Here is a 21,856-nt window from a genome sequence, read left to right as displayed (position 1 = left end):
ATTATTGAATGAGTTTGAATCGAAATCTAAAAGTAAAGAAAAAATCCCTTTCCAAAGCAACAAAGCCCTGCAAACTTGGTTCACAGGGCTTTTGAATAGGCAGTCATCATTTTCAGTAGGCTTGATACACTTTTCGGATACCCGCCTCCAATTCGATGGTGGCCTGCCACCCCAAATCGCGTAAACGGGATACATCCATCAGCTTCCGATAAGTGCCATCGGGTTTATCCGCATCCCAGCTGATTTTCCCCTTGAAGCCGGTTATTTTTTTAACCATTTCTGCCAGTTCTGCAATGGACAAATCAACTCCGGAACCAATGTTGATGTGCGTGTTCCGAACCTCCTGCAGTCCACGCTCCTCTACAACATCCTTAAAGCTGATATTTTGCATAACAAAAACAACGGCAGCAGCGAGGTCATCCGAATGAAGAAATTCCCGCCGGGGCGTTCCACTGCCCCAAAGCTTAATTTCCACCTCATTACCAGATTTAAAAATACCAAACTCCTCCAATGCGTGAATCAATTGTTTATCGTCCTGAGAAGCAGAAAAGCCACGCATAGGTTTGTGCTCAACATCTACCCGAACACCGTTCATATCATCGTCCATCAATAATTTGCCCAAATGCATTTTTCGGATGAGCGCAGGCAATACATGAGAACCGTGCAAATTATAGTTGTCATTGGGACCATACAAATTTGTGGGCATAACAGATACAAAGTCCGTTCCGTACTGAAGATTGTAAGATTCACAAAGCTTCATTCCGGCAATTTTTGCAATGGCGTAGGGCTCGTTGGTATATTCCAGAGGCCCCGTTAATAAATGCTCTTCCTTCATGGGCTGAGGACATTCCTTGGGATAAATACAGGAACTGCCCAGGAACAACAGCTTTTTTACACCCGACTGATAAGCCGAGTGGATAATGTTGTTCTGAATTTGGATGTTCTCATAGATAAAATCAGCCCGGTAGGTATTATTGGCCATAATTCCACCCACTTTGGCGGCTGCCAGAAACACATATTCTGGTTGCTCCTTTTTGAAAAACGCCTCGACCTGGGCCTGATTGACCAAATCCAATTGAGCTGTCGGGAAGCACTAAATTATTAAAGCCCTTGTCTTGTAAAAAACGGGTGATGGCGGACCCCACCAAACCACGATGTCCGGCCACATAAATTTTACTTTTCTTATCCATTACTCGAAATAATTTAGTGTTTGATAACCACCTTCTCTCAGGTACTTATCTTTCTTCATCAACTTCAAATCAGAGCCCATCATGTCATCCACCAAACCTTTCAAATCATATTTGGGTTCCCAGCCCAATTGCTTTTTGGCCTTTGTCGGATCACCAATTAGAAGCTCCACCTCCGTTGGTCTGAAATAGCGGGGATCCACTTCTACAACGCATTTTCCAACCAGGTGATTAAACGCTTCGTTCGTACAGGCTACCACATAACCTTTTTCATCCACGCCTTCTCCACGGAATTCAATTTCGCAATTGAGATAGGCAAAGGACATACGCACGAAATCACGTACCTCTGTTGTAACACCTGTGGCAATCACATAATCGTCCGGCTGATCCTGCTGAAGTATCAGATACATCGCCTTAACATAGTCCTTGGCATGTCCCCAGTCCCGTTTAGCCGATAAGTTACCCAGAAAAACCTTCTCCTGCAGACCCAAACCAATACGCGAAACGGCACGGGTTATTTTTCGGGTCACAAAAGTCTCCCCACGTATGGGCGACTCGTGGTTGAATAAAATACCATTGGTCGCGTACATGTTGTAGGCCTCCCGGTAGTTTATTGTAATCCAGTAGGCATACAACTTAGCAACAGCATAGGGTGACCGCGGATAGAAAGGCGTTGCCTCACTTTGTGGCACCTGCTGTACCAAACCATAAAGTTCACTGGTAGAAGCCTGATAAAACCGGGTTTTCTCAGTTAGTCCCAACAAGCGAATGGCTTCCAGAAAACGCAGCGTGCCAATACCATCGGCATTGGCCGTATATTCAGGGGTGTCAAAACTAACGCCCACATGTGACATCGCGGCCAAATTATATATCTCATCTGGTTGGGTTTCCTGAATAATACGGATAAGATTGGTGGAGTCCGTTAAGTCGCCATAATGCAGGGTGAAATTCCGGTTTTCAGTATGCGGATCCTGGTATATGTGATCAATGCGATCGGTATTAAACATGGAGGAACGACGTTTAATACCATGGACGTTATAGCCTTTCTTTAAGAGGTACTCTGAAAGATACGCTCCATCTTGTCCGGTTACCCCGGAAATTAATGCGGTTTTAGCCATGATAATCTTATGTTTTTAATAGTAATATAGGGGTTAATTGTCAATTTTGCGGTATTATTATGCTTCACCAAAGCTTTTCCAGTACCAGCTAATGGCTTCCTGGAGGCCCTCCTTAAATAAATGAGTGGGCTGGTAATGGAGCAGACGGGCTGCTTTGTCAATGGTAGCCAGCGAATGAGGAACGTCACCGGCACGCTGCGGCCCGTACTCAGTATTAACCTGAGCAATGCTGCCATCATACGATGATAAAAATTCTTTTAACAAACTCACCAATTCATTCAGCGAGGTACGTTCACCACATGCCACATTGTAAACATTATTAATGGCTTCGGGGTTTTCAATGGTAGCAGCCCTTTCATTGGCCTGAATCACATTGGCCACATAAGTAAAATCCCTGGAGAAACTACCGTCGCCATTGATTTTGGGCGACTGTTTCAAAATAAGGGCCTTCACAAATAAAGGGATCACTGCCGCATAGGCCCCGTTGGGATCCTGACGTGGACCAAAAACATTGAAATACCTTAAACCAATCAGCTGCATATTATAGGTACGGGCAAAGACGGAGGCATAAAGCTCATTCACGTATTTTGTAACCGCATAGGGAGATAAAGGCTGGCCTATTACCTCCTCTACCTTGGGCAGTTCCTTACTATCCCCATAGGTCGAGCTGCTGGCCGCATAAACAAAACGATTCACGCCAGCATCCCTGGCAGCAACAAGCATGTTTAAAAAGCCGCTGACGTTAACATCATTGGTGGTGATGGGATCATTGATGGATCTGGGAACGGACCCAAGGGCAGCCTGGTGTAAGACAATATCAACACCTTTACAAGCGGAATGACAGGTATTTAAATTTCGTATGTCTCCTTCGATCAGGTCAAAATCAGGATGGGATTGGTGCTGTGCAATGTTTTCCCGTTTCCCTGTCGAAAAATTATCGAGACAAATAACTTTATTCTCCTGAATCAATAATCGGTCGATGATATTGGATCCTATAAAACCGGCTCCCCCGGTTACCAGAACGGTTTTATTCTTGATAATGGCCATTGTTTCTTTATTTATCACGCAAAAGTAAGAAATTTATCTCTGATAAATCATTAAGGGCCGCCCAATCGGGCAGCCCTTAATGATTTATTCCATTGAAAAGAATTATTTAGCGTAACTGATCGCTCTGGTTTCTCTGATTACAGTGATCTTAACCTGACCGGGATAGGTCATTTCCGTCTGGATTTTCTTAGCAATATCGTAGGACAACTCTTCTGCATCCTTGTCGTTCACTTTTTCACTTCCGACAATCACACGTAACTCCCGACCGGCCTGAATGGCGTAAGTCTTAAGTACACCCGGATAACTTAAAGCCATCGTTTCCAGATCCTTCAATCGTTTGATATAGGATTCAACCACCTCGCGACGGGCGCCAGGCCGTGCACCCGATATGGCATCACATACCTGAATAATGGGGGCGATCATGGTGGTCATTTCCACTTCGTCATGATGCGCGCCAATGGCATTGGAGATATCCGGCTTCTCTTTGTACTTCTCAGCCAGTTTCATACCCAAAATAGCATGTGGCAATTCAGGATCCTCATCCGACACTTTACCAATATCATGCAGCAAACCGGCACGCTTGGCTCTTTTTACATTCAAGCCCAGTTCCGAGGCCATAATGGCACATAAGTTGGCTGTTTCCCGACTGTGCTGAAGTAAATTCTGACCGTAAGATGAACGGTATTTCATCTTACCCACCAGTTTGATTAATTCAGGATGTAAGCCGTGTACGCCGAGATCGATGGAAGTTCGTTTACCCGTTTCAATAATCTCTTCTTCTACTTGCTTGCGGACTTTGTTCACCACTTCCTCAATCCTGGCGGGGTGGATACGTCCATCGGTTACCAACTGGTGTAAGGCCAGGCGGGCAATTTCTCTGCGCATGGGATCAAAGGCAGAAAGCACAATGGCTTCAGGTGTGTCATCCACAATAATCTCTACACCGGTGGCAGCCTCCAAAGCGCGGATGTTTCGACCTTCGCGACCTATGATCCGCCCTTTAATCTCATCAGAATCGATATGAAAAATAGTCACCGCATTTTCTATGGCTGTTTCGGTGGCCACTCTTTGAACTGTATTCAGAACGATGCGCTTGGCTTCCTTATTGGCATTGATTTTGGCGTCATCCATAATGTCGTTGATGTACGACATGGCCTCCGTTTTAGCCTCTGCCTTTAACGACTCCGTCAACATTTCCTTCGCTTCTTCAGCCGACATGCCGGAGATGGATTCTAAATGCTCCACCTGTTGCTTATGCATTCTTTCCAGCTCTTCGCTCTTGCGCTCCACTATTTCCAACTGAAGATCTAAATTTTCACGAATGGCATCCGTTTCTTTTTTCTTCCGTTGATACTCCTCTATGCGCTGAGATACGGCCGTTTCTTTTTGCTTAACTTTATTCTCAATGGCCAGAACCTTGGCATTTCTGCTGTTGATCTCTTTTTCATGCTCTGCTTTAAGTTGCAGAAATTTTTCCTTAGCCTGAAGAATCTTATCCTTTCGAATAACTTCAGCTTCTGCCTCTGCCTCACGAATAATTTTTCGCGAACGGGATTTTAATGCCTGCGTGATGATAAACCAGGCCAGCAACCCACCTATAAAGAAGGCCAATACACCTATTAATATTTCCATTATTTAATCATTTAGTTCACATTATATAATAAAAAACGCATTTCATTCCTGTCATAAAAATCAAAGCAAGAGTCGGTTAAAGACCTTTACTTCAGGAAAAAAATGCGGGATATACGATGTAATAAAAATGCTATTCCTCTGCTAAAATCTTTTCAAGCTTTTGATCCAATAACGAAACGGCATTCACTAAAGGGGAGGCATCCTGACTATTCTCCATTTCCAGATTTTTAATCACATACTGCAAAGCAGCCATGGCTAAAAAATCCTGAACATCCTTATCGTTATAACGCTGTTTGTATTGCAATACTTTATCGTTAATGAGCTTCGCTGCTTTTCGAATGCGTTCCTCATCGTCACGATCCACCCTTAAAGGGTAGAAACGATCGGCCACATTCACACGTATAGAAAGTTTGTCGTCCATCTTAAGCTTTTAACGATTCAACAGGGCAATGCACTTATCAATTTCCCGCACTATTTGATTAATCCTTAATTTGGTATCCCGCACATCCTCACCTGAAGCTTCTAAAGTTTTGGCTACCTTTAACTTACCGAAACTCTCTTCAAGTAAAGAATAAGATGATACACTTCGATCCAATTGATCCGTCAACTGTGTCACCTGGCTTCTTAGCATCTTATTCTCTTCTTTTTCAGCCTGGTACCTGTCAACCAACAAATCAATTTTCTGCTCTAAATTAGCAATAATGTCGTTATTCGGATTAACCATGATATATAATTTCCCTTACAAAATTAACATTGGTTTTAAAATTAAAAAAAAAAGTGATATACTTTTCTGATTTTTGTTTTCCATGAAAAATGAAACCATGCGCAATATACAACTTTAAGCCACGCAATATAAAGGAAATACCCCATTTTTATTAACTGAAAAAAAATTATCTTTGCACAAAGTTTTTTTCTTGGATAAAAATATCGATACAAAGAAATGGCTGCCGGTTTCTGTTAAGGAAATGCAGCTATTGGGTTGGGATCAACCCGATGTCATTCTGTTTTCCGGTGATGCTTACGTAGACCATCCGGCTTTTGGCGCCGCTGTCATTGGCAGAACCCTTGAATCAATGAGACTTAAAGTGGTGATTGTGCCACAACCCAACTGGCGGGACGACTTACGTGATTTTAAAAAATTTGGCCCTCCCCGGCTTTTCTTTGGTGTGACCGGTGGCAATATGGACTCGATGGTGAACCATTATACCGCCAATCGACGCCTTCGGTCGGACGATGCCTACACACCCGGAGGAAAATCAGGCTTTAGGCCTGATTATGCCACCGCTGTATATTCCCAAATTCTCAAAGCCCAATTCCCGGACATTCCGGTTGTTATTGGGGGCATTGAAGCCTCCTTGCGTCGGTTAAGCCATTACGACTACTGGCAGGACCATTTGAAATCAAGTATTTTAGATTGGTCTCAGGCCGATTTATTGGTCTATGGCATGGGCGAATCACCCCTGCGGGAACTCGTGCGTTTGCTGCAACGAGGGGTCCCTTTTAGTCAGCTGAACAACCTCCCCCAGACTGCCGTAAGGCAAGCAAAGGAGGCGGCCTTGCCCCGGCACAAAAGGTGGTCCACCATCGAACTCTTCAGTCACGAAGATTGCCTCAGCGACCCCAAAAAATACGCAGCCAATTTTAAACACATCGAACAAGAATCCAATCGCCTGGAAGCAGCCCGTCTGACACAGATATGTGGTTCCCATCGAATCATCGTTAATCCGCCTTATCCGCCAATGGATTCAAAAGAACTGGATAAGAGCTATGATTTGCCCTATACCCGCTTACCACATCCCAAATATGCCAAAAAGGGCGAAATTCCGGCCTATGAAATGATTAAGCATTCGATTAATCTCCACAGAGGTTGTTTCGGGGGGTGTAGCTTTTGCACCATCTCGGCCCACCAAGGTAAATTCATATCCTCACGCTCGCCGGAATCCATTGTAAGAGAAGCCCGGGAAATTACCCAAATGGCCGATTTTAAGGGATATTTTTCTGACCTGGGGGGACCAAGTGCCAACATGTACAAGATGCGGGGCCGGGATCTGGATATCTGCAAAAGTTGTAAAAGACCATCTTGTATATTACCCTCTGTATGTAGTAATTTAAACACCTCACATGAACCTTTACTACAGGTTTACCGACAAGTGGATCAACTGCCCGGCGTTAAAAAGTCATTCATTGGCAGTGGGGTGCGTTATGATCTGTTTATGAATCCCAAGGCCACCAATGAAGAAAAAAAGTCGCACCAGACCTATGCGCACGAGCTCATTACCAAACATGTTTCCGGCCGACTGAAGGTGGCCCCGGAGCACACATCAGACAAGGTGTTAAACATCATGCGTAAACCGCCTTTTGCCTTATTTCAGCAGTTCAACCGACTGTTCAATGAAATTAATCAGGCGGAGGGACTTAAACAGCAACTTATCCCCTATTTCATTTCCAGTCACCCGGCTTCAACCGAACAAGAAATGGCTGAACTAGCCATTCAAACCAAGCAGTTGGATTTCAATCTCGAACAGATTCAGGATTTCACACCAACCCCCATGACGGTATCCACCGTCATTTATTACTCCGGATACCATCCTTATACACTTAAGCCGGTATTTACGGCCAAAAGCAAGGAAGAAAAGCTGCGACAGAGAAGCTTCTTTTTTTGGTATAAGCCGGAACACCGCGAAACAATCAGAAGGATTCTAAATAGCAAGGGGCTCCAAAAAATGGAACCATTATTGTTTGATAAGGGTAAGCCATCTGAGAAAAAAAATAAAACCTTATCCGGCAAAAACAGGTATAAGTAATCTATAACTTAAGATTTCCAGGCCAAATTTAAACCATCTACCATGAAAAGACGTATTTACCTATTCATATTATCAGCTTTTCTGTTAAGTAGTTGTGCCGAGTTACTTCAAGTTGTACAGACGATTGATACCGAACGACCGCTCACACAAACAGAGGTCGTTAGCGGTTTGAAGGAAGCCTTAAAGATTGGAACGGATTCGGCTGCTTCCCGCCTGGCCCGCCAAAATGGCTACTATGGCGATCAGGCGGTCAAAATTCTATTGCCGCCTGAAGCCGCTGTTATTGTTAACAATGTGCACCGTCTGCCCGGTGGAGAAAAAATGCTGGAGGACCTGATATTACGTATCAACCGTTCGGCAGAAGATGCGGCCAGAGAAGCGGGACCGGTTTTTTATCGGGCCATTACCCAAATGAGCATTCAGGATGGATTTGGCATTTTGCGCGGAGAACAGGATGCCGCTACCTCCTACTTGAAAAACAATACCTACCAGCAACTATTCAACCTGTACCAACCCAAATTGAAAACCTCTCTGGATAAAAAACTGATCGCCGGTGTCTCCACCAATCAATCATGGGAAACCCTCACCACTCAGTGGAACCGGTTAGCCGGAAGTCTGGCCGGTCAGGTAGCTGGTTTAAACAAGGTCGAAGTAGAGCTGGATACCTATCTGACCGATAAAGCGCTCGAGGCTTGTTTTTAAAACTGGCCGTGGAAGAACAAAAAATACGAACCGATGCCAACGCCCGTGTGACAGATCTTTTACGACGGGTGTTTGGTAAGTAAAATTAATAATCTTCAAAATTAGAATTATGAAAAAGTGGCGTATGGCATTACTGCTTTCAACTTTGTTATTTAGCAGTTGTGATGAATTATTTGATGAAGAGAACGGTTTCCTGTCGAATGGAACCATTGTGAAGGGGCTTAAAGAAATGTTGGTTTTGGGCACCCATTCTGCTTCCGGTCAATTATCAATGGCCGATGGTTATTTTGCAGATGAAGCCGTAAAGATAATGCTGCCACCCGAAGCAGACATCATCGTTGATAACATATCGCTCGTCCCGGGTGGTAATTTATTGATCGAGCAAATATTGTTAGGCATCAACCGTTCAGCAGAAGATGCTGCCAGGGAAGCGGCGCCCATTTTCATAAATGCCATTACGGACATGAGCATTGTGGATGGTCTTACCATTCTAAATGGCGACAATGATGCGGCTACTACCTACCTAAGGAACAGCACCTACACGGAGCTTTTTGGTTTGTATCAACCCAAATTGCAGGCTTCTCTGGATAAAAAGTTGATAGGTAATGTCTCGACCAATAGCTTATGGGCAACCCTGGTTGGCCAGTTCAATAGTGTGGCCAACACACTGGTGGGACAAATGGCGGGGTTACAACCAGTGAACACGCAACTGGATGGTTACCTGACCGATAAGGCGCTGGATGGCCTGTTTTTAAAAATTGCCGAAGAGGAGATCCAGATTCGGACCAATCCGGCAGCCCGTGGCACGGATTTGCTCAATACCGTTTTTGGTCAATAAACAAATTGGCAGGCACTCTGTATTTCAGATTTACAGGCAGATCATCGACCATTTGGAAACGCTAAAATCAGCATCAAAAAAGAGAAGGCTTTTTTACCGGCCTTCTCTTTTTTACGTCATGGTGCCTGCTTCCATAGCTTCCCTTGCCAGCTGTTTCTTTCGGCCAATCGCTTTTCAACCATTCGGCTGACTTCAAAATTTTTAACGCCCCACTTGGGAGCGAGCAGTAATTCGAAGGGGGCCTGACTGGCAAAACGTTCCAGAACAATATCTGGCCGCACTCTTTCAATGAAATCAACCACCAGATCTAGATACGCTTCCAATTCAAACACCTGGTATTTTTCAGGATGGTTGAGATAATCCTGTCCCATGACCGAGCCCCGGACATATTGCAATTGGTGGACTTTCAAATAATGGATGGGCAACTGTGACAGCTTGTCGGCATGGGTGAGCATGTCTTCTCTGGTTTCTCCCGGTAAACCCAGAATTAAATGGGCACCAACCAGAATGTTCCGATCTGCCAGCCGACTTACAGCATCCTGCGTGCAGGCAAAATCATGGCCCCGATTAACCCGTTCCAGGGTTAAATCCTTGGTAGATTCAATGCCCAGCTCTACAGTAACGTACACCCGCTTTTGCAATTCTTCAAAATAGTCCAGCAAGGGCTCTGGCAGACAATCGGGCCGGGTACCTACGATTAGGCCCATCACATCAGGGATGGCCAGTGCTTCTTCATACAGTTTTTTAAGTTGAGAAAGCTCCGCGTAGGTATTCGTATAGGCTTGAAAATAAGCCAAAAACCGGATATCCGGATATCGGACGCGAAAGAGATCAATGCCTTTTCTAATTTGATCTGAAACGGACATTATTGGCTGACAATAAGCAGGTTTAAAGGTATCATTGTTACAAAAACTGCAACCTCCTGTGCCTTTACTACCATCTCTGTTTGGACAGGTAAAACCGGCATTCAGAGATAGTTTTTGAACCCGCCCCTTAAAACGCTGTCGCATATATCTGCCAAAATCATTGTATCGTTGATCGTGCCCCCAGGGAAATGTCATGCCAAAAATTTTTGGGCAAAGATAATGGTAATCTATAATAATTGACCATCCTGCCTAAACAACAGCCATTTTAGGAGGAGCAATTATTTAATGTTATGCCAGACATAACTTTAACTTCAAAAGGTCCTTGTGATTGGCGGGTGCATAAAAAACAGCTCTCGCCTTTGTTACATCGAATCTATTAAGATTCTATATGACAGGAGGATATCATTCATCACTTTAACTTTTTCAGCATGCTTGTTGTTCATTTCCAATTCAATCCCTGAATAGGCCTTGCCAAATATTTGGCGCAGGGGAGCTACATGCCCATCGGTTTTTCCCAAATAAGGATAATTGAACCGAACCTTGAGATAGGGACATTTTTCATTCAAAACAGCCTTCCATTTAAGGGCCATTTCCTTCTCCCTTGCATGGGACGGATTAAACAACAGCCCTATATCGGCATTTCTAACTTCACCATTCAAAATTGGCGTAAAGGAGTGCACAGAGACATGGAAGACCTCATGCTTGTTGTCAACAACCTCCTCCACCTTTTTGGCAAATGTGGATCTGAAAGGAAAATAAAATTCGTTTAAGATTTTTCGCTTCATCTCATCCGACAATCCTTTTGTATAGTCAGAAAACAGAGAACGCTTGTGCAGCGAACGGTTTAAATCAACCAATAAGCGGGACACTTCACTGTAGAGCGAAAAGTGAACCGGTAGTCGGTTCAAAGCATGAAATAAAGGAAGGGCACCAATGTCCCAGCCCCGGTGACTTTCAAGGACTTCCCGACTGCCAACAAAGAGATGTTGGTAGTGCGGTGGTAATTGATGACCACCATGCTCGCAGGACAAAAACAGCTTGACCATAGCTACTTAAAACAATTCATTATTATTGAGCACTCCTGAAAGTCTGCCATAAACCTGTCGCAAATTTGCTCGTGAAAAATCACCCTCTAAAGCGTTTAAAATGCGTGTACTTAAGGTGCCTTCTTCCAGAATGTGCTCAATGACCGCCCTTGACTCCTCACTTAATACTTCCTTTACCTGCCCGAAAATATGTTTCCACAACTCGCTTCCTGTAGCCGAAGGTTTATCTAAGCCCCACATCTGCAGGTAACTTCTATTGGCAATAAGGGCTTTTTCACCCCCTACGATGTTGGCTTGTAAAATATCAAAAAGTAATTCTTCCGGCCATTCCTGTTGCTGGCAATAAGAAATGAAGCGCCCGCCCACCATGTTTTGCAATACGGCCACAATTAATTCTACGATGGCCAAATCAGCTTTAGAACTCTCCTGAATGTCCAGTAACCGGATTTCAACAGCCCCCCGGTCAAACCGTGCAATGGCCCCGCGTGAATTTAAAAAGTGGTGGGATAATACACCTGCTTCATCATAGGGCCGAATATCCTTAATGATGGGATTAAAAATGACCCGGTGGTATTCAGCTTCGCTAAAAACCGCCTCCGGTATTATTTGCCCTGCAATGGATGGTATCTTCCTTTGATTAAAGCGATAAGTCTCCAGACGGCTATCACTAAAGCCGGTCGGCCTGCCGTCCAAAAGCGGTGTGCTGGCAGCGATAGCCGGCAACAGGGGCAACAATAAGCGAATGGCAGCATGTAAGCGTCCGAACTCTGCATCATTGCCAAATGGCAGGTTGATGTGTGTACTTTGCAGATTACTCCACCCGTGCCCCCTGCAATCAAAAATCCGGTTATAGAGGGCATAAATCTCATTGTTTTCATGGGGCCACAAAACCGTCTCTGTGAAAGGATCCATCCAGGGATGAGCACCCGTAGGCATCAAAACAGCCTTGTGTTTTGACAACAAGCGATTGATGGCTTGTACATTTTCAAAAAAAGAGGAGCTCAGACCTTTTAATGAAATGGCAGGTCCGTTGGTTTTAAGTTCAAGCACATGATTCACCAATTCATTGGACCAGGCAATGCCGCCATTTTCGTATTCACTGGCCATTTCACCGGCAACCTCTTTCATGATGGCATCACACAAAGGTTTAACGTCCAGTGTGTCAGCATCTACAATCATATATTCCAGTTCAACACCGGTCACTTCAAAAAGCGCATAGCGCTTTTCTTTACTATTCATGGCATTTCCAGTCATTAAAAACAGCTTTCGTTATGTCCACAATCCGGCCTTTCATCGATTAACCAAACTCAATAAATGCGAAATAATTCTGGCGTAGAGCTTTTCACCCATCAAGGAATCTTCAACACCGGCATCGATGTTGGGATTATCATTGATTTCAATCACCGAGGCTTTACCATCCAAATCTTTCACATCCACCCCATATAGCCCATTTCCAATCAATCGGGTGGCTTTTAAGGCGGTTTCAATGATGTAAGGGGGTACTTCATCCAATTTGAAAATATCAAAATGGCCGGTCACGTCCGATTTCTTTTGACTCCCCCAATTGTAGATTTGCCAGTGATCTTTGGCCATATAGTATTTACAAACAAATAGCACCTCATTATTAAGGATACCCACACGCCAGTCAAATGCCGTGGGAAGAAATTCCTGAGCAATAATCAGATCAGATATTCTCATCATTTCACGCACCTTGAGGCGCATTTCTTCAGGAGAAGAAACCTTGACCACACCTTGTGAAAACGAAGAATCCGGCAATTTCAGTACACAGGGAAAACCCAGCTTGTTTTCAACACCTTTTACATTTTCGGTATGAATGGTAATGGTTTTGGGGGTGGGAATGCGCGATAAGGTTAATATCTCGGCCAAATAGACTTTATTGGCGCACTTGAGAATAGACTCAGGAGAATCAATAACCGCCAGTCCTTCCCTTTGCGCCCTGCGCGACATGCGGTAGGTATGGTGATTGACTGCCGTTGTTTCACGGATGAATAAAGCATCAAACTCTCCCAAACGGCTATAATCCTCTTTGGTAATCAATTCGACATAACATCCTTGCTTTTCGGCGGCCTCCACAAAGTTGGCAATGGCTTTTTTGTTGGATGGCGGAGACTTTTCTTCCGGATTGACTAAAATGGCCAGATCATACTTGTACTTGTCCACTTTGACGTTATCGTAACGCTTTTGCATAAAGTAGTTTTCGGCAAATCCGTTGACAAAGGGAATGTGATGCTCCGGAATTTCTTTGTACGGAATGGTTTTTACCGATGAAAGTTCCCATTTTTTGCCATCATGCACAAAACGGGCGCGTAACAAGGGGGCTTGAAACAAGCGATATAATTCACGTGCCAGCTTATCATACTGCGGCGATACATTGTGTCCAAAATAGATGCTCATTATGAATTCTGAAGACTTTATATGCTTCATAGCTTTCTGAATAAGTGCGTCCTGCGCTTCAGAAATCGATTTTACAATGGCATGCGCTTTTAAATCCAAAATGTGTTTAACCGAAGGTATGACCTTTTGTCCACGTGCCTCGGCCAAAAGTGAGACGTAATAGCCCCGAGTTTGGTAGGCATAATCGTAACAAAGGTTGAAAACACGCACATTCTTCATATTGGCGTATTCTTCATCTTCAAGATAAACCTTGGGTGAAATAACTTTAACACCAGGTATATCGATGGTCCACTTTTGCGGATGGTTAATGACAATTAGTTTTTTCATTCTACTTCAAAAAAGAGCGATTTGGTTTTTATTTAAAATTTCTGTTCTTCCTGAGGGACCATTTCAAGAGGTCTCTTTTTTGGGTAAAACCATCAACAAATTGGCATCATATGTAACACTCCCCAGGAGAATGGCATTCATTAAACGGTTAAGCCCTACATCGTAATAATTTTTTCCCGATAAGGATTTTCCTTATAGGGGTCGGCCACGTAGACCGTGGCTCCTTTGATACCACACAATACAACAAAATGCCCTACGGGCTCCCCTTTTATCGGATCAAATACCGATTGGTTCTTGCGATTGGTATACTCTCTGGTGGAATCATATAAATAAGTGGCGCTTAATCCCGTAAGAATGGGGATGTTCTGAACCAGATAACGCTTTAGCAAATCACGGTGCAAATCTTCAAATTTAATACGGCCCCCCAAATGCAAAAACGATTGATAGGCTCTGGTGGCCTGAACAAATTTTTTACCGGATTTGTATTGCAGTTGATGTTCCAGATTATTAATGAGTGTGTCATTGTCATCATTTTTCCAGGAAGGATCAAACATTTTCAGATTATAACTGTATATGGTGGCATCGAAACCTCGTTTCAAGGCATCAACCCCTAACATCACAGCCAGGGTCCCACCCCCTTCCAAAGATTTCACTGTGCCTATTACTTCTTCCAGCGCCAATTCCATTCCAAAATACCGGTAAACGGCATGCAAGCTGGTTGGACCACAAGTTATGTCGTCCGGCTGTGGTAGTATCTGAACAAAATTGTGAAGTTTCATTGTTTTATCGTATTGATTTATAAACACTTCAACCTATCAGCCTTCAAAATAGGATGGGGCATTCTGAATGCACCAAATGAACAACATTTTTTGATTTGATGTACGTCTAATGCGCTTTTTTTTAATCAATTTCCTACTTTTGTTTCAAATTTAAAAATGCCACTTATGCAACTCTTCTACGAACCAGATATTCTTACCAATGGCGGACTTCTTAGTCCGGAAGAATCGGCGCACTGCATTCGGGTATTGAGGCATCATTCAGGTGATTCCATACAAATTATGGATGGCAAAGGACATCTTTTTGAAGGTACCATAGTCGTCGCCTCGCCGAAGGCCTGTTCGGTTAAAATAAACGGACAGAAAAGTCAATCACCGGCATCCGTGCAATGCCACATTGCTATTGCCCCCACTAAAAACATTGACCGCACGGAATGGTTCCTGGAAAAAAGCACCGAAATAGGTATCGAATGGATCACACCGATTGTTGTCAAGAATTCTGAAAGAAAAACCATTAAACCGCCCCGACTGGAGAAAGTAATCACATCAGCCATCAAACAATCGGGAAGCTACTGGCGACCAACACTTAAGGGGCTAACCCCGTTTAATGAGTTTATAAAAACACCCTTCGATGGTGATAAATTCATTGCCCATTGCCATAACGGACATGAACCCCATTTGAAAAACGTCCTTCAAAAAGGGCGTAATGCACTTGTGTTAATTGGACCAGAAGGCGATTTTAGCAGGAGGAAGTAGCCTTGGCCATTGAACAGGGGTTTAAGCCAGTCTCGCTGGGGACAAAAAGGTTGAGAACCGAGACAGCAGCCATAGCAGCCTGTCATATTGTGCGCTTAATCAATGAGGGGTAAATCACCTCTTATAAGTAGTCGCTTAAACGCTTATTGACCAAATAATCACGAATTTCAGTCGACACTTTGTGGGACATATCACCCAACAAGCAGGTCCCGAATGGACAGGTTGGTTTATCCCCCGGACAACTTTGAACCTGAAATTTGCCTTCAATGGCTTCGTAAATATCCAGTAGGGTAATTTCATCCGGATTTTTGCGTAGCATAAATCCCCCGGAAGGTCCCCGGTTCGAAGAAATAAATCCATTTTTGGCCAAACGCTGAAGAATTTTAGCCACGTGATGACGAGAACTTAGAATTTTTTCGGCAATCTGTCCAACATTTAGTGTATCGTTGGAACGGGCAATTAAAACCATACTGTGAAGACCGATAGATGCTGCTTCCGACAAGGCTACTATATTCGACATAAAAAATTATAAATGATTGGATTACCAAAATTAAACGACAAATATACGAAAAAGCCAAATCAGAACAAGAGGCTGCCAACCTTGACAACCTCTTGTTTAAAAAGACCTGATAAGCAGATTATTTTGCTTGTTCTAATTGCAAAGTAAAAGTAGTTATATCGCTTACTGAGGCCGGGCCAAAGTACTGAATGGGACCCGGATACAAATAGCGCGTATTCATGGCCCAATCTTCGCGGTTTTCAACCAATTTCAAGAACGGACGCCCCTTCAAGTCCACCAAAGCTTTTTGAATCACCGGCTTCATTTCCCCATGACGTCTCTCCATGTTCATCATCATGGTGATGGGGGCTCCACCCGGAATCCATTGATCAGCAGGGGCTGTTAGGTTCTTTACCGAAGCCATGTAACCTGTCTTGCCCTCCGAGATAAGCAAAGAAGCCGTATATCCAAGCGTAAAGCAATAATCAGCATCAAAGTTAGAAGGAGTCGCACAACGACCTTCGTAGCCAAAGAAGTGAGACTGACCGGAAAACTTACCGTTGAACTCACCAGCCTTTTTGCGTTTCTTTAGTTTGGCTTTCACCATATCTATCAGCAATTTCTCAGTCTCAATCATTGATACCTGCACATTGCCATGCGGATCACGATCCAACATTAACTGATTGGCAAAAGCATTGGGCAAACTGGTAAACACTTCTGCAGATTCCTCATCTAATTTTGTGGAAACAAAATCACGACGGTCCCGGTTAGTCTCTAAAACGGCCACTTCAGCTTCGTACTTCGCCAAAATATCATTCAAAGAGGCAATCAATTTTTTCATAGCAGGAACAAACTCTACCACACCTTCTGGAATAAGAACGGTACCAAAGTTATATCCGTTTTCAGCCCTTTTCATGACCACATCGGCTATTTCCGTTACCAGATCATCCAAGGTCATTCCTTTTTGCTCTACTTCTTCAGAAATAATGGTCACATTGGGCTGGGTTTCCAAAGCGCATTCCAGACAAATGTGCGAAGCGGAACGTCCCATCAGACGAATAAAGTGATAATATTTTTTGGCAGAGTTGGCATCCCGCTGGATGTTACCAATCAATTCACTATAGGTTTTGCATGCTGTATCAAAACCAAATGAAGTCTCAACTACTTCATTTTTCAAATCACCATCAATGGTTTTGGGAACGCCGATTACCTGAATACCGGATTTCTTTTGGGCAAAATACTCCGCTAAAACACAAGCATTGGTATTGGAGTCATCACCACCTATCACAACCAGGGCTTTAATGCCCAGCTTTTGACAATTTTCAATCACCTTGTCGAATTGAGCTTCTTCCTCCAACTTGGTTCGTCCCGAGCCAATAATGTCGAAACCTCCTGTATTGCGATACTCCAAAACAACTTCACGGGACAACTCGATAAACTGATTATCGACTAAGCCACTGGGGCCCCTTGAAAACCATATAATTTATTTTCCTGGTTACATGCTTTTAATCCGTCAAACAAACCTGATATCACATTATGACCACCGGGGGCCTGTCCGCCGGAAAGAATCACCCCTACTTTATAAACAGGATACTGCTTGGCTTCACTACCAGTTTCAAATGTGATAACGGGCATGCCATAAGTATTGGGAAATATTTTTTCAATATCTGCCTGATCGGCAACGGATTGAGTTTTGTTCCCTTCTACGATTTTAACAATGCCTTTCAGTGATTTTGGCATTTTGGGAACATAGCTTTCCCGTGCAATTTGAAGTGGACTTTTTAACATTGATAGATGTTTTAAATATGTATGTATTTATTAATTGATACTATATTAAGCGGAAAGAATCTTCTCTTAAAACCCCATGCTATAATTAAATTGCAAATTTGAGAATATTTTTTCAAAGTTAAAAAATTGAAGTCTTAATTATTACAAATTGAAATATTAATCCAACTAATATTTAATATTTGAACTGGAGCAGGATACATCCATCTTTTCATCCTCTAATTAAGCCATTCGGGATGTGCCAGCTTTTTTGTATCTTTGGTGAAATATAAAACAGATGGAAAATATGCCTACTTTTTCAATTATTATACCGGTATACAACCGGCCGGATGAACTCAAAGAGCTGTTGGATAGTGTTGCCGGACAAATATGCAGGGACTTCGAGGTAATTATAGTAGAGGATGGGTCTGAAATGAAAAGTGAGCAGTTAACCTTTCAATATAAGCAGCAGTTTCACATCAATTATTTGTACCAGACCAATCAGGGACCTGGTCCCGCCCGCAATACCGGGGCACAGCAAGCAAAGGGGCGTTGGCTGATTTTTTTAGATTCCGATTGTATTCTTCCTAATGACTACTTAAATATTATCAGCCAGGAAGTTGATTGCGAAGAATTTGATTGTTTTGGTGGACCAGACAGGCCTCATCCAGACTTTAATACCATTCAAAAAGCCATTGGTTATGCCATGAGCAGTGTATTGACAACTGGAGGGATCAGGGGTGCCAAAGAAAATTTAGACATCTTTTACCCGCGCAGCTACAATTTGGGCGTACGAAACAGTGTATTTAATTCGCTTAAAGGATTTACAAATATGCGCTTTGGTGAAGACCTGGACTTTAGTATGCGTCTGCTCAAAAAAGGATACTCTACGCGCCTGATAAAAAAAGCTTTTGTCTTTCATAAACGTAGAAATAATTTCCGCTCCTTTTTCAAACAGGTTTACAATTCAGGAATTGCCCGAATAAACCTGGAAATAAGGCATAAAGGAACCCTTAAGCCGGTTCACTGGATTCCCTCTCTGTTTGTTCTGGGACATATTCTCATTGTGATAGGGGCATTTTTTAATCCCTGGTTCCTTTTACTTCTGATGTTTATACCGACTGTTTTATTCTTTCATGCGCACCATGTAACCAAAGAGCTAAAAACCGCCTTTTGGGCGGTTCCTGCTGCTTTTACACAGACTTTTGGTTACGGACTTGGATTTTTTGAAGCGGTCATTTCCAGAAAGTTACTTGGAAAAAAGGAATTTCATGCCTTTCACGAAAATTTCTACAAGTAGTCCTCCGGCGTTTTAATTCTGAGCTGGCCACAAACGGTTGGTTTTTACAACTTTTCGTCTTAGTTGAATCAAAACCTTCTCAGAAGGAGCAGGAAACATTTTCAGCAACTCCTCATCGGACATTTGCAGAATCATCTTTCTGTACTGTTTCCCTTTTCTGTTAAGAAGGGCTATGTGCCTATTGGTGTAATTTCTCATGAAGTCTGGCAATAATCTTACTTTTTAAACGACCAACCAGACTATTTAGTATATGAAAACCTACTTTTTATTAAGAAAACAATAAATTTTTGATTTCCATCAGGAAGCCGTTAATGTCAGTTGACGCTCCTCCATCATTCTTCTTAAGTTAATCAAAGCATAGCGCATACGTCCCAATGCGGTATTAATACTCACATTGGTTTCTTCCGCAATTTCCTTAAAACTTAAACCCAAATAATGGCGCATTTTAACGACTTCCTTTTGATTGTCGGGTAAAAGCTCCACCAACTCAGAAACATCTTTCAGCACCTCTTCAAAGACCAATTGTTCTTCAATATTGCTATCCGAATATCTTGGATGATTAAAAAGATCCTTTGGATGATCGTCGTTATACACCATTGGAAAGTGCTTTTGTCTTCTGAAATGATCAATAATCAAATTATGAGCAATGCGCATAACCCAGGAGGCAAAACGTCCTGATTCTGCGTATCTGCCCTCCATGATCGTATGATACACCTTAAGAAAAGCATCCTGAAAAATATCTTCAGCCAACTCTTGCTTACGAACCATCAGAAAAATATAAGAGAAAACTTTTTGCTTGTGACGTTCTAAGAGAACATCAAAACATTTTTGATTACCGGATACGAAACTTTTTACAAGCTCTTCGTCCGACAGGTTTAATAAATCTGTCATAACAAATATTTATTGGATAACTTGTAAATATGTTTCTATAGGCACCTGTTTTTAAAAGTTGAGACAGCGAATAAATAAAAAATTGTCAATAAATCCAAATATTTTTCGTCTTTTTTAACACTGCAACCGTTTTATTGTCGCATCTCATGCTCATCATTTGTCATGAAAATTAAAAAACGGGTTTCTAATCCTGCAAAGCATTAATTTATAAGATGTTATACACACCGTTAATCAAAACACATTCTTCTGGTTATCAACTCCTTAAAATAACCCAAAGGACTGTTAAAATGGTATCACAAGTTAATATTGTTTGGTATCTTTGTCATCGATAAATAATTGTATTTGCATTTTTTTACTTATGGCAGTATCTAAAGTCGACGCTCAATCCCATATATTAATTAAAGGGGCGCGTGTACACAACTTGAAGAACATTTCCTTAAACATTCCACGCAACCGCTTCATCGTGATTACCGGGGTATCCGGCTCAGGTAAAAGCTCCTTGGCCTTTGACACTCTTTATGCGGAGGGGCAACGCGATATGTGGAAAGTTTAAGTTCGTATGCCAGACAATTTTTGGGGCGAATTGACAAGCCCGAGGTTGATTTCATCAAGGGCATCCCTCCTGCCATAGCCATTGAGCAAAAGGTTAATACCCGTAATCCCAGATCAACAGTCGGTACTTCCACTGAAATATACGACTATTTAAAACTGCTTTTTGCCCGAATTGGGAAAACGCTTTCTCCGGTGTCCGGTCAGGAAGTTAAGCGCCATCAGGTTAAAGATGTTGTCAACTTTATTAACAGCCACCCTGAAAATACGCGCGTAGCAGTTTTGGCACCAATTTTCACTCCCGAAGGAAGAAATTGTTCGGAGCACCTGGACCTGCTGGCCAAACAAGGATTTAGCCGCATTGAATCCAACAACGAATTTGTATCCATTGAAGACTTTTTAAAGGCCTTTAAGGATGCTTCCACCAGTTGTCCGGAATTAAATCTTTTAATTGACCGGGTAGTGGTCAACCCAAATGATGCCGACAACGCATCAAGGATGGCGGACTCCATCCAAACTGCCTTTTACGAGGGATGTGGTGAATGCATCGTCAAAGTATTTCAGGAAAACTCAACCACCGTTTCGGTGTTCTCCAATAAGTTCGAAGCGGACGGAATTGTTTTTGAGGAGCCAACAGAGCATCTTTTCGCCTTTAACAGTCCCTTGGGCGCTTGCCCTAAATGCGAAGGATTTGGCAGTGTTATAGGGATTGACGAGGATCTGGTGGTTCCCAATAAGAACTTATCCATATACGAGGATGCCATTGCCTGCTGGAAAGGTGAAAAATTAAGTGAATGGAAAAACCTCTTGGTACGTCATGCACATAAATTTGACTTTCCGGTTCACAAGCCCTATTACGAATTGACCCAGGAAGAGCGTCGCTTGCTGTGGACCGGGAATTCTTTTTTCAGAGGATTAGATGACTTCTTCAGCCACCTGGAAGAAAAGCTGTACAAAATTCAAAACAGGGTAATGCTGGCCCGCTACAGGGGCAAAACAACCTGCCCTGAATGTAATGGAGCACGCTTACGAAAGGAGGCTGCCTGGGTAAAAGTCCGCCATAAAAGTATTCATGAACTGGTCACTTTGCCGGTTGATCAACTTTACGATTTTTTCAAATCACTCCAGTTAGAAGACCATGAGCAAAAAGTGGCTGTACGTTTACTGATAGAAATAACCAGCCGATTAGAATTTCTGAACAAGGTTGGGTTGGGCTACCTGACTTTAAATCGTTTGAGTTCGACTTTCGGGCGGTGAAAGTCAACGCATAAACCTGGCTACCTCCCTGGGAAGCAGCCTGGTAGGATCGCTCTACATTTTAGATGAACCAAGCATCGGC

22 protein-coding genes and 2 pseudogenes are annotated in these 21,856 nt (G+C 42.9%); 7 read left to right on the top strand and 17 right to left on the bottom strand.

Annotation, left to right across the window (positions count from 1 at the left end; genetic code table 11):
* Positions 1-112: 112 nt before the first annotated feature.
* The 7 genes from JCM15548_RS03310 to JCM15548_RS03285 form a co-directional block, all read right to left on the bottom strand.
* A complete protein-coding gene (locus JCM15548_RS03310; RefSeq protein ID WP_305047369.1) occupies positions 113-1,069 on the bottom strand; it encodes a GDP-L-fucose synthase family protein in 957 nt (318 codons plus the stop codon).
* Entirely contained in the window at positions 972-1,190 is a 219-nt protein-coding gene (locus JCM15548_RS25935; protein ID WP_305047371.1) for an NAD-dependent epimerase/dehydratase family protein, read from the bottom strand. Before JCM15548_RS25935 ends, JCM15548_RS03310 begins: the two co-directional genes overlap by 98 nt.
* Positions 1,190-2,305, bottom strand: coding sequence for a GDP-mannose 4,6-dehydratase (gene gmd / locus JCM15548_RS03305; protein ID WP_062122440.1), 1,116 nt, complete (start codon positions 2,303-2,305; stop codon positions 1,190-1,192). Before gmd ends, JCM15548_RS25935 begins: the two co-directional genes overlap by 1 nt.
* 57 nt (positions 2,306-2,362) lie before the next feature.
* A complete protein-coding gene (locus JCM15548_RS03300; protein ID WP_062122439.1) occupies positions 2,363-3,352 on the bottom strand; it encodes an SDR family oxidoreductase in 990 nt (329 codons plus the stop codon).
* A 102-nt stretch (positions 3,353-3,454) separates the two neighbouring features.
* Positions 3,455-4,984, bottom strand: coding sequence for a ribonuclease Y (rny, locus tag JCM15548_RS03295; RefSeq protein WP_062122438.1), 1,530 nt, complete (start codon positions 4,982-4,984; stop codon positions 3,455-3,457).
* A gap of 130 nt (positions 4,985-5,114) precedes the next feature.
* Positions 5,115-5,405 (bottom strand): cell division protein ZapA, encoded by a 291-nt coding sequence (locus tag JCM15548_RS03290; RefSeq protein ID WP_062122437.1) that lies wholly within the window; start codon positions 5,403-5,405, stop codon positions 5,115-5,117.
* Positions 5,406-5,414: 9 nt separating this feature from the next.
* Entirely contained in the window at positions 5,415-5,708 is a 294-nt protein-coding gene (locus tag JCM15548_RS03285) for a coiled-coil domain-containing protein (protein ID WP_062122436.1), read from the bottom strand.
* A 190-nt stretch (positions 5,709-5,898) separates the two neighbouring features.
* On the opposite strand from JCM15548_RS03285, the gene JCM15548_RS03280 reads away from it, so the two are divergent.
* The 3 genes and pseudogenes from JCM15548_RS03280 to JCM15548_RS03270 all read left to right on the top strand — a co-directional run bounded on the left by JCM15548_RS03280 (position 5,899) and on the right by JCM15548_RS03270 (position 9,328).
* A complete protein-coding gene (locus JCM15548_RS03280) occupies positions 5,899-7,788 on the top strand; it encodes a YgiQ family radical SAM protein (protein WP_227625393.1) in 1,890 nt (629 codons plus the stop codon).
* 42 nt (positions 7,789-7,830) lie between these two features.
* A pseudogene (locus JCM15548_RS03275) lies at positions 7,831-8,573 on the top strand (DUF4197 domain-containing protein).
* A gap of 26 nt (positions 8,574-8,599) precedes the next feature.
* Positions 8,600-9,328 carry a DUF4197 domain-containing protein gene (locus JCM15548_RS03270; RefSeq protein ID WP_062122435.1) on the top strand — a complete coding sequence of 243 codons (729 nt, stop codon included), beginning with the start codon at positions 8,600-8,602 and terminating at the stop codon, positions 9,326-9,328.
* Positions 9,329-9,444: 116 nt separating this feature from the next.
* Here the strand turns inward: JCM15548_RS03270 and mnmL are convergent, their stop codons facing one another.
* The 5 genes from mnmL to JCM15548_RS03245 form a co-directional block, all read right to left on the bottom strand.
* Positions 9,445-10,389: a tRNA modification radical SAM protein MnmL/YtqA gene (gene mnmL / locus JCM15548_RS03265; RefSeq protein ID WP_062122434.1), complete on the bottom strand. Its 945-nt coding sequence runs from the start codon at positions 10,387-10,389 to the stop codon at positions 9,445-9,447.
* Positions 10,390-10,556: 167 nt separating this feature from the next.
* On the bottom strand, positions 10,557-11,240 hold the full coding sequence (locus JCM15548_RS03260) for an N-formylglutamate amidohydrolase (protein WP_062122433.1): 684 nt from the start codon (positions 11,238-11,240) through the stop codon (positions 10,557-10,559).
* Positions 11,241-11,246: 6 nt separating this feature from the next.
* Complete coding sequence (locus JCM15548_RS03255; RefSeq protein WP_062122537.1) at positions 11,247-12,479, bottom strand: glutamate-cysteine ligase family protein; 1,233 nt, start codon at positions 12,477-12,479, stop codon at positions 11,247-11,249.
* 51 nt (positions 12,480-12,530) lie between these two features.
* Positions 12,531-13,982, bottom strand: a complete 1,452-nt coding sequence (locus JCM15548_RS03250) for a RimK family ATP-grasp domain-containing protein (RefSeq protein WP_062122432.1) — start codon at positions 13,980-13,982, stop codon at positions 12,531-12,533.
* A gap of 155 nt (positions 13,983-14,137) precedes the next feature.
* Positions 14,138-14,761, bottom strand: coding sequence for a C39 family peptidase (locus JCM15548_RS03245; RefSeq protein WP_227625392.1), 624 nt, complete (start codon positions 14,759-14,761; stop codon positions 14,138-14,140).
* Between the two features lie 156 nt (positions 14,762-14,917).
* Here JCM15548_RS03245 and JCM15548_RS03240 point away from each other — a divergent pair.
* Positions 14,918-15,627, top strand: a pseudogene (locus tag JCM15548_RS03240) (16S rRNA (uracil(1498)-N(3))-methyltransferase).
* 8 nt (positions 15,628-15,635) lie between these two features.
* On the opposite strand, the gene JCM15548_RS03235 reads toward JCM15548_RS03240, so the two are convergent.
* The 3 genes from JCM15548_RS03235 to JCM15548_RS22775 all read right to left on the bottom strand — a co-directional run bounded on the left by JCM15548_RS03235 (position 15,636) and on the right by JCM15548_RS22775 (position 17,801).
* The gene (locus tag JCM15548_RS03235; RefSeq protein WP_062122431.1) at positions 15,636-16,034 is read right to left on the bottom strand and encodes an RrF2 family transcriptional regulator; all 399 of its coding nucleotides are present in this window, start codon (positions 16,032-16,034) and stop codon (positions 15,636-15,638) included.
* A gap of 118 nt (positions 16,035-16,152) precedes the next feature.
* Positions 16,153-17,442 carry a diphosphate--fructose-6-phosphate 1-phosphotransferase gene (locus JCM15548_RS03230; protein WP_262486865.1) on the bottom strand — a complete coding sequence of 430 codons (1,290 nt, stop codon included), beginning with the start codon at positions 17,440-17,442 and terminating at the stop codon, positions 16,153-16,155.
* Positions 17,443-17,462: 20 nt separating this feature from the next.
* Positions 17,463-17,801 (bottom strand): hypothetical protein, encoded by a 339-nt coding sequence (locus JCM15548_RS22775; protein WP_227625391.1) that lies wholly within the window; start codon positions 17,799-17,801, stop codon positions 17,463-17,465.
* A 283-nt stretch (positions 17,802-18,084) separates the two neighbouring features.
* On the opposite strand from JCM15548_RS22775, the gene JCM15548_RS03225 reads away from it, so the two are divergent.
* Positions 18,085-19,077, top strand: a complete 993-nt coding sequence (locus JCM15548_RS03225) for a glycosyltransferase family 2 protein (RefSeq protein ID WP_062122536.1) — start codon at positions 18,085-18,087, stop codon at positions 19,075-19,077.
* A gap of 12 nt (positions 19,078-19,089) precedes the next feature.
* On the opposite strand, the gene JCM15548_RS03220 is transcribed toward JCM15548_RS03225, so the two are convergent.
* Both JCM15548_RS03220 and JCM15548_RS03215 read right to left on the bottom strand, forming a co-directional pair.
* Positions 19,090-19,275, bottom strand: a complete 186-nt coding sequence (locus JCM15548_RS03220; RefSeq protein ID WP_062122430.1) for a hypothetical protein — start codon at positions 19,273-19,275, stop codon at positions 19,090-19,092.
* A gap of 99 nt (positions 19,276-19,374) precedes the next feature.
* A complete protein-coding gene (locus JCM15548_RS03215) occupies positions 19,375-19,968 on the bottom strand; it encodes an RNA polymerase sigma factor (protein WP_062122429.1) in 594 nt (197 codons plus the stop codon).
* Between the two features lie 358 nt (positions 19,969-20,326).
* Between JCM15548_RS03215 and JCM15548_RS22770 the strand changes: the two genes are divergently transcribed.
* Both JCM15548_RS22770 and JCM15548_RS22765 read left to right on the top strand, forming a co-directional pair.
* On the top strand, positions 20,327-20,521 hold the full coding sequence (locus JCM15548_RS22770) for a hypothetical protein (RefSeq protein ID WP_227625390.1): 195 nt from the start codon (positions 20,327-20,329) through the stop codon (positions 20,519-20,521).
* Positions 20,509-21,774: an excinuclease ABC subunit UvrA gene (locus JCM15548_RS22765; protein WP_227625389.1), complete on the top strand. Its 1,266-nt coding sequence runs from the start codon at positions 20,509-20,511 to the stop codon at positions 21,772-21,774. The genes JCM15548_RS22770 and JCM15548_RS22765 overlap by 13 nt, the downstream gene beginning before the upstream one ends.
* Positions 21,775-21,856: the final 82 nt, after the last annotated feature.

The sequence above is a fragment of the Geofilum rubicundum JCM 15548 genome (genome assembly GCF_000974365.1).
GTDB lineage: Bacteria > Bacteroidota > Bacteroidia > Bacteroidales > Marinilabiliaceae > Geofilum > Geofilum rubicundum.
This window is presented reverse-complemented; position numbering and strand designations above follow the sequence as displayed.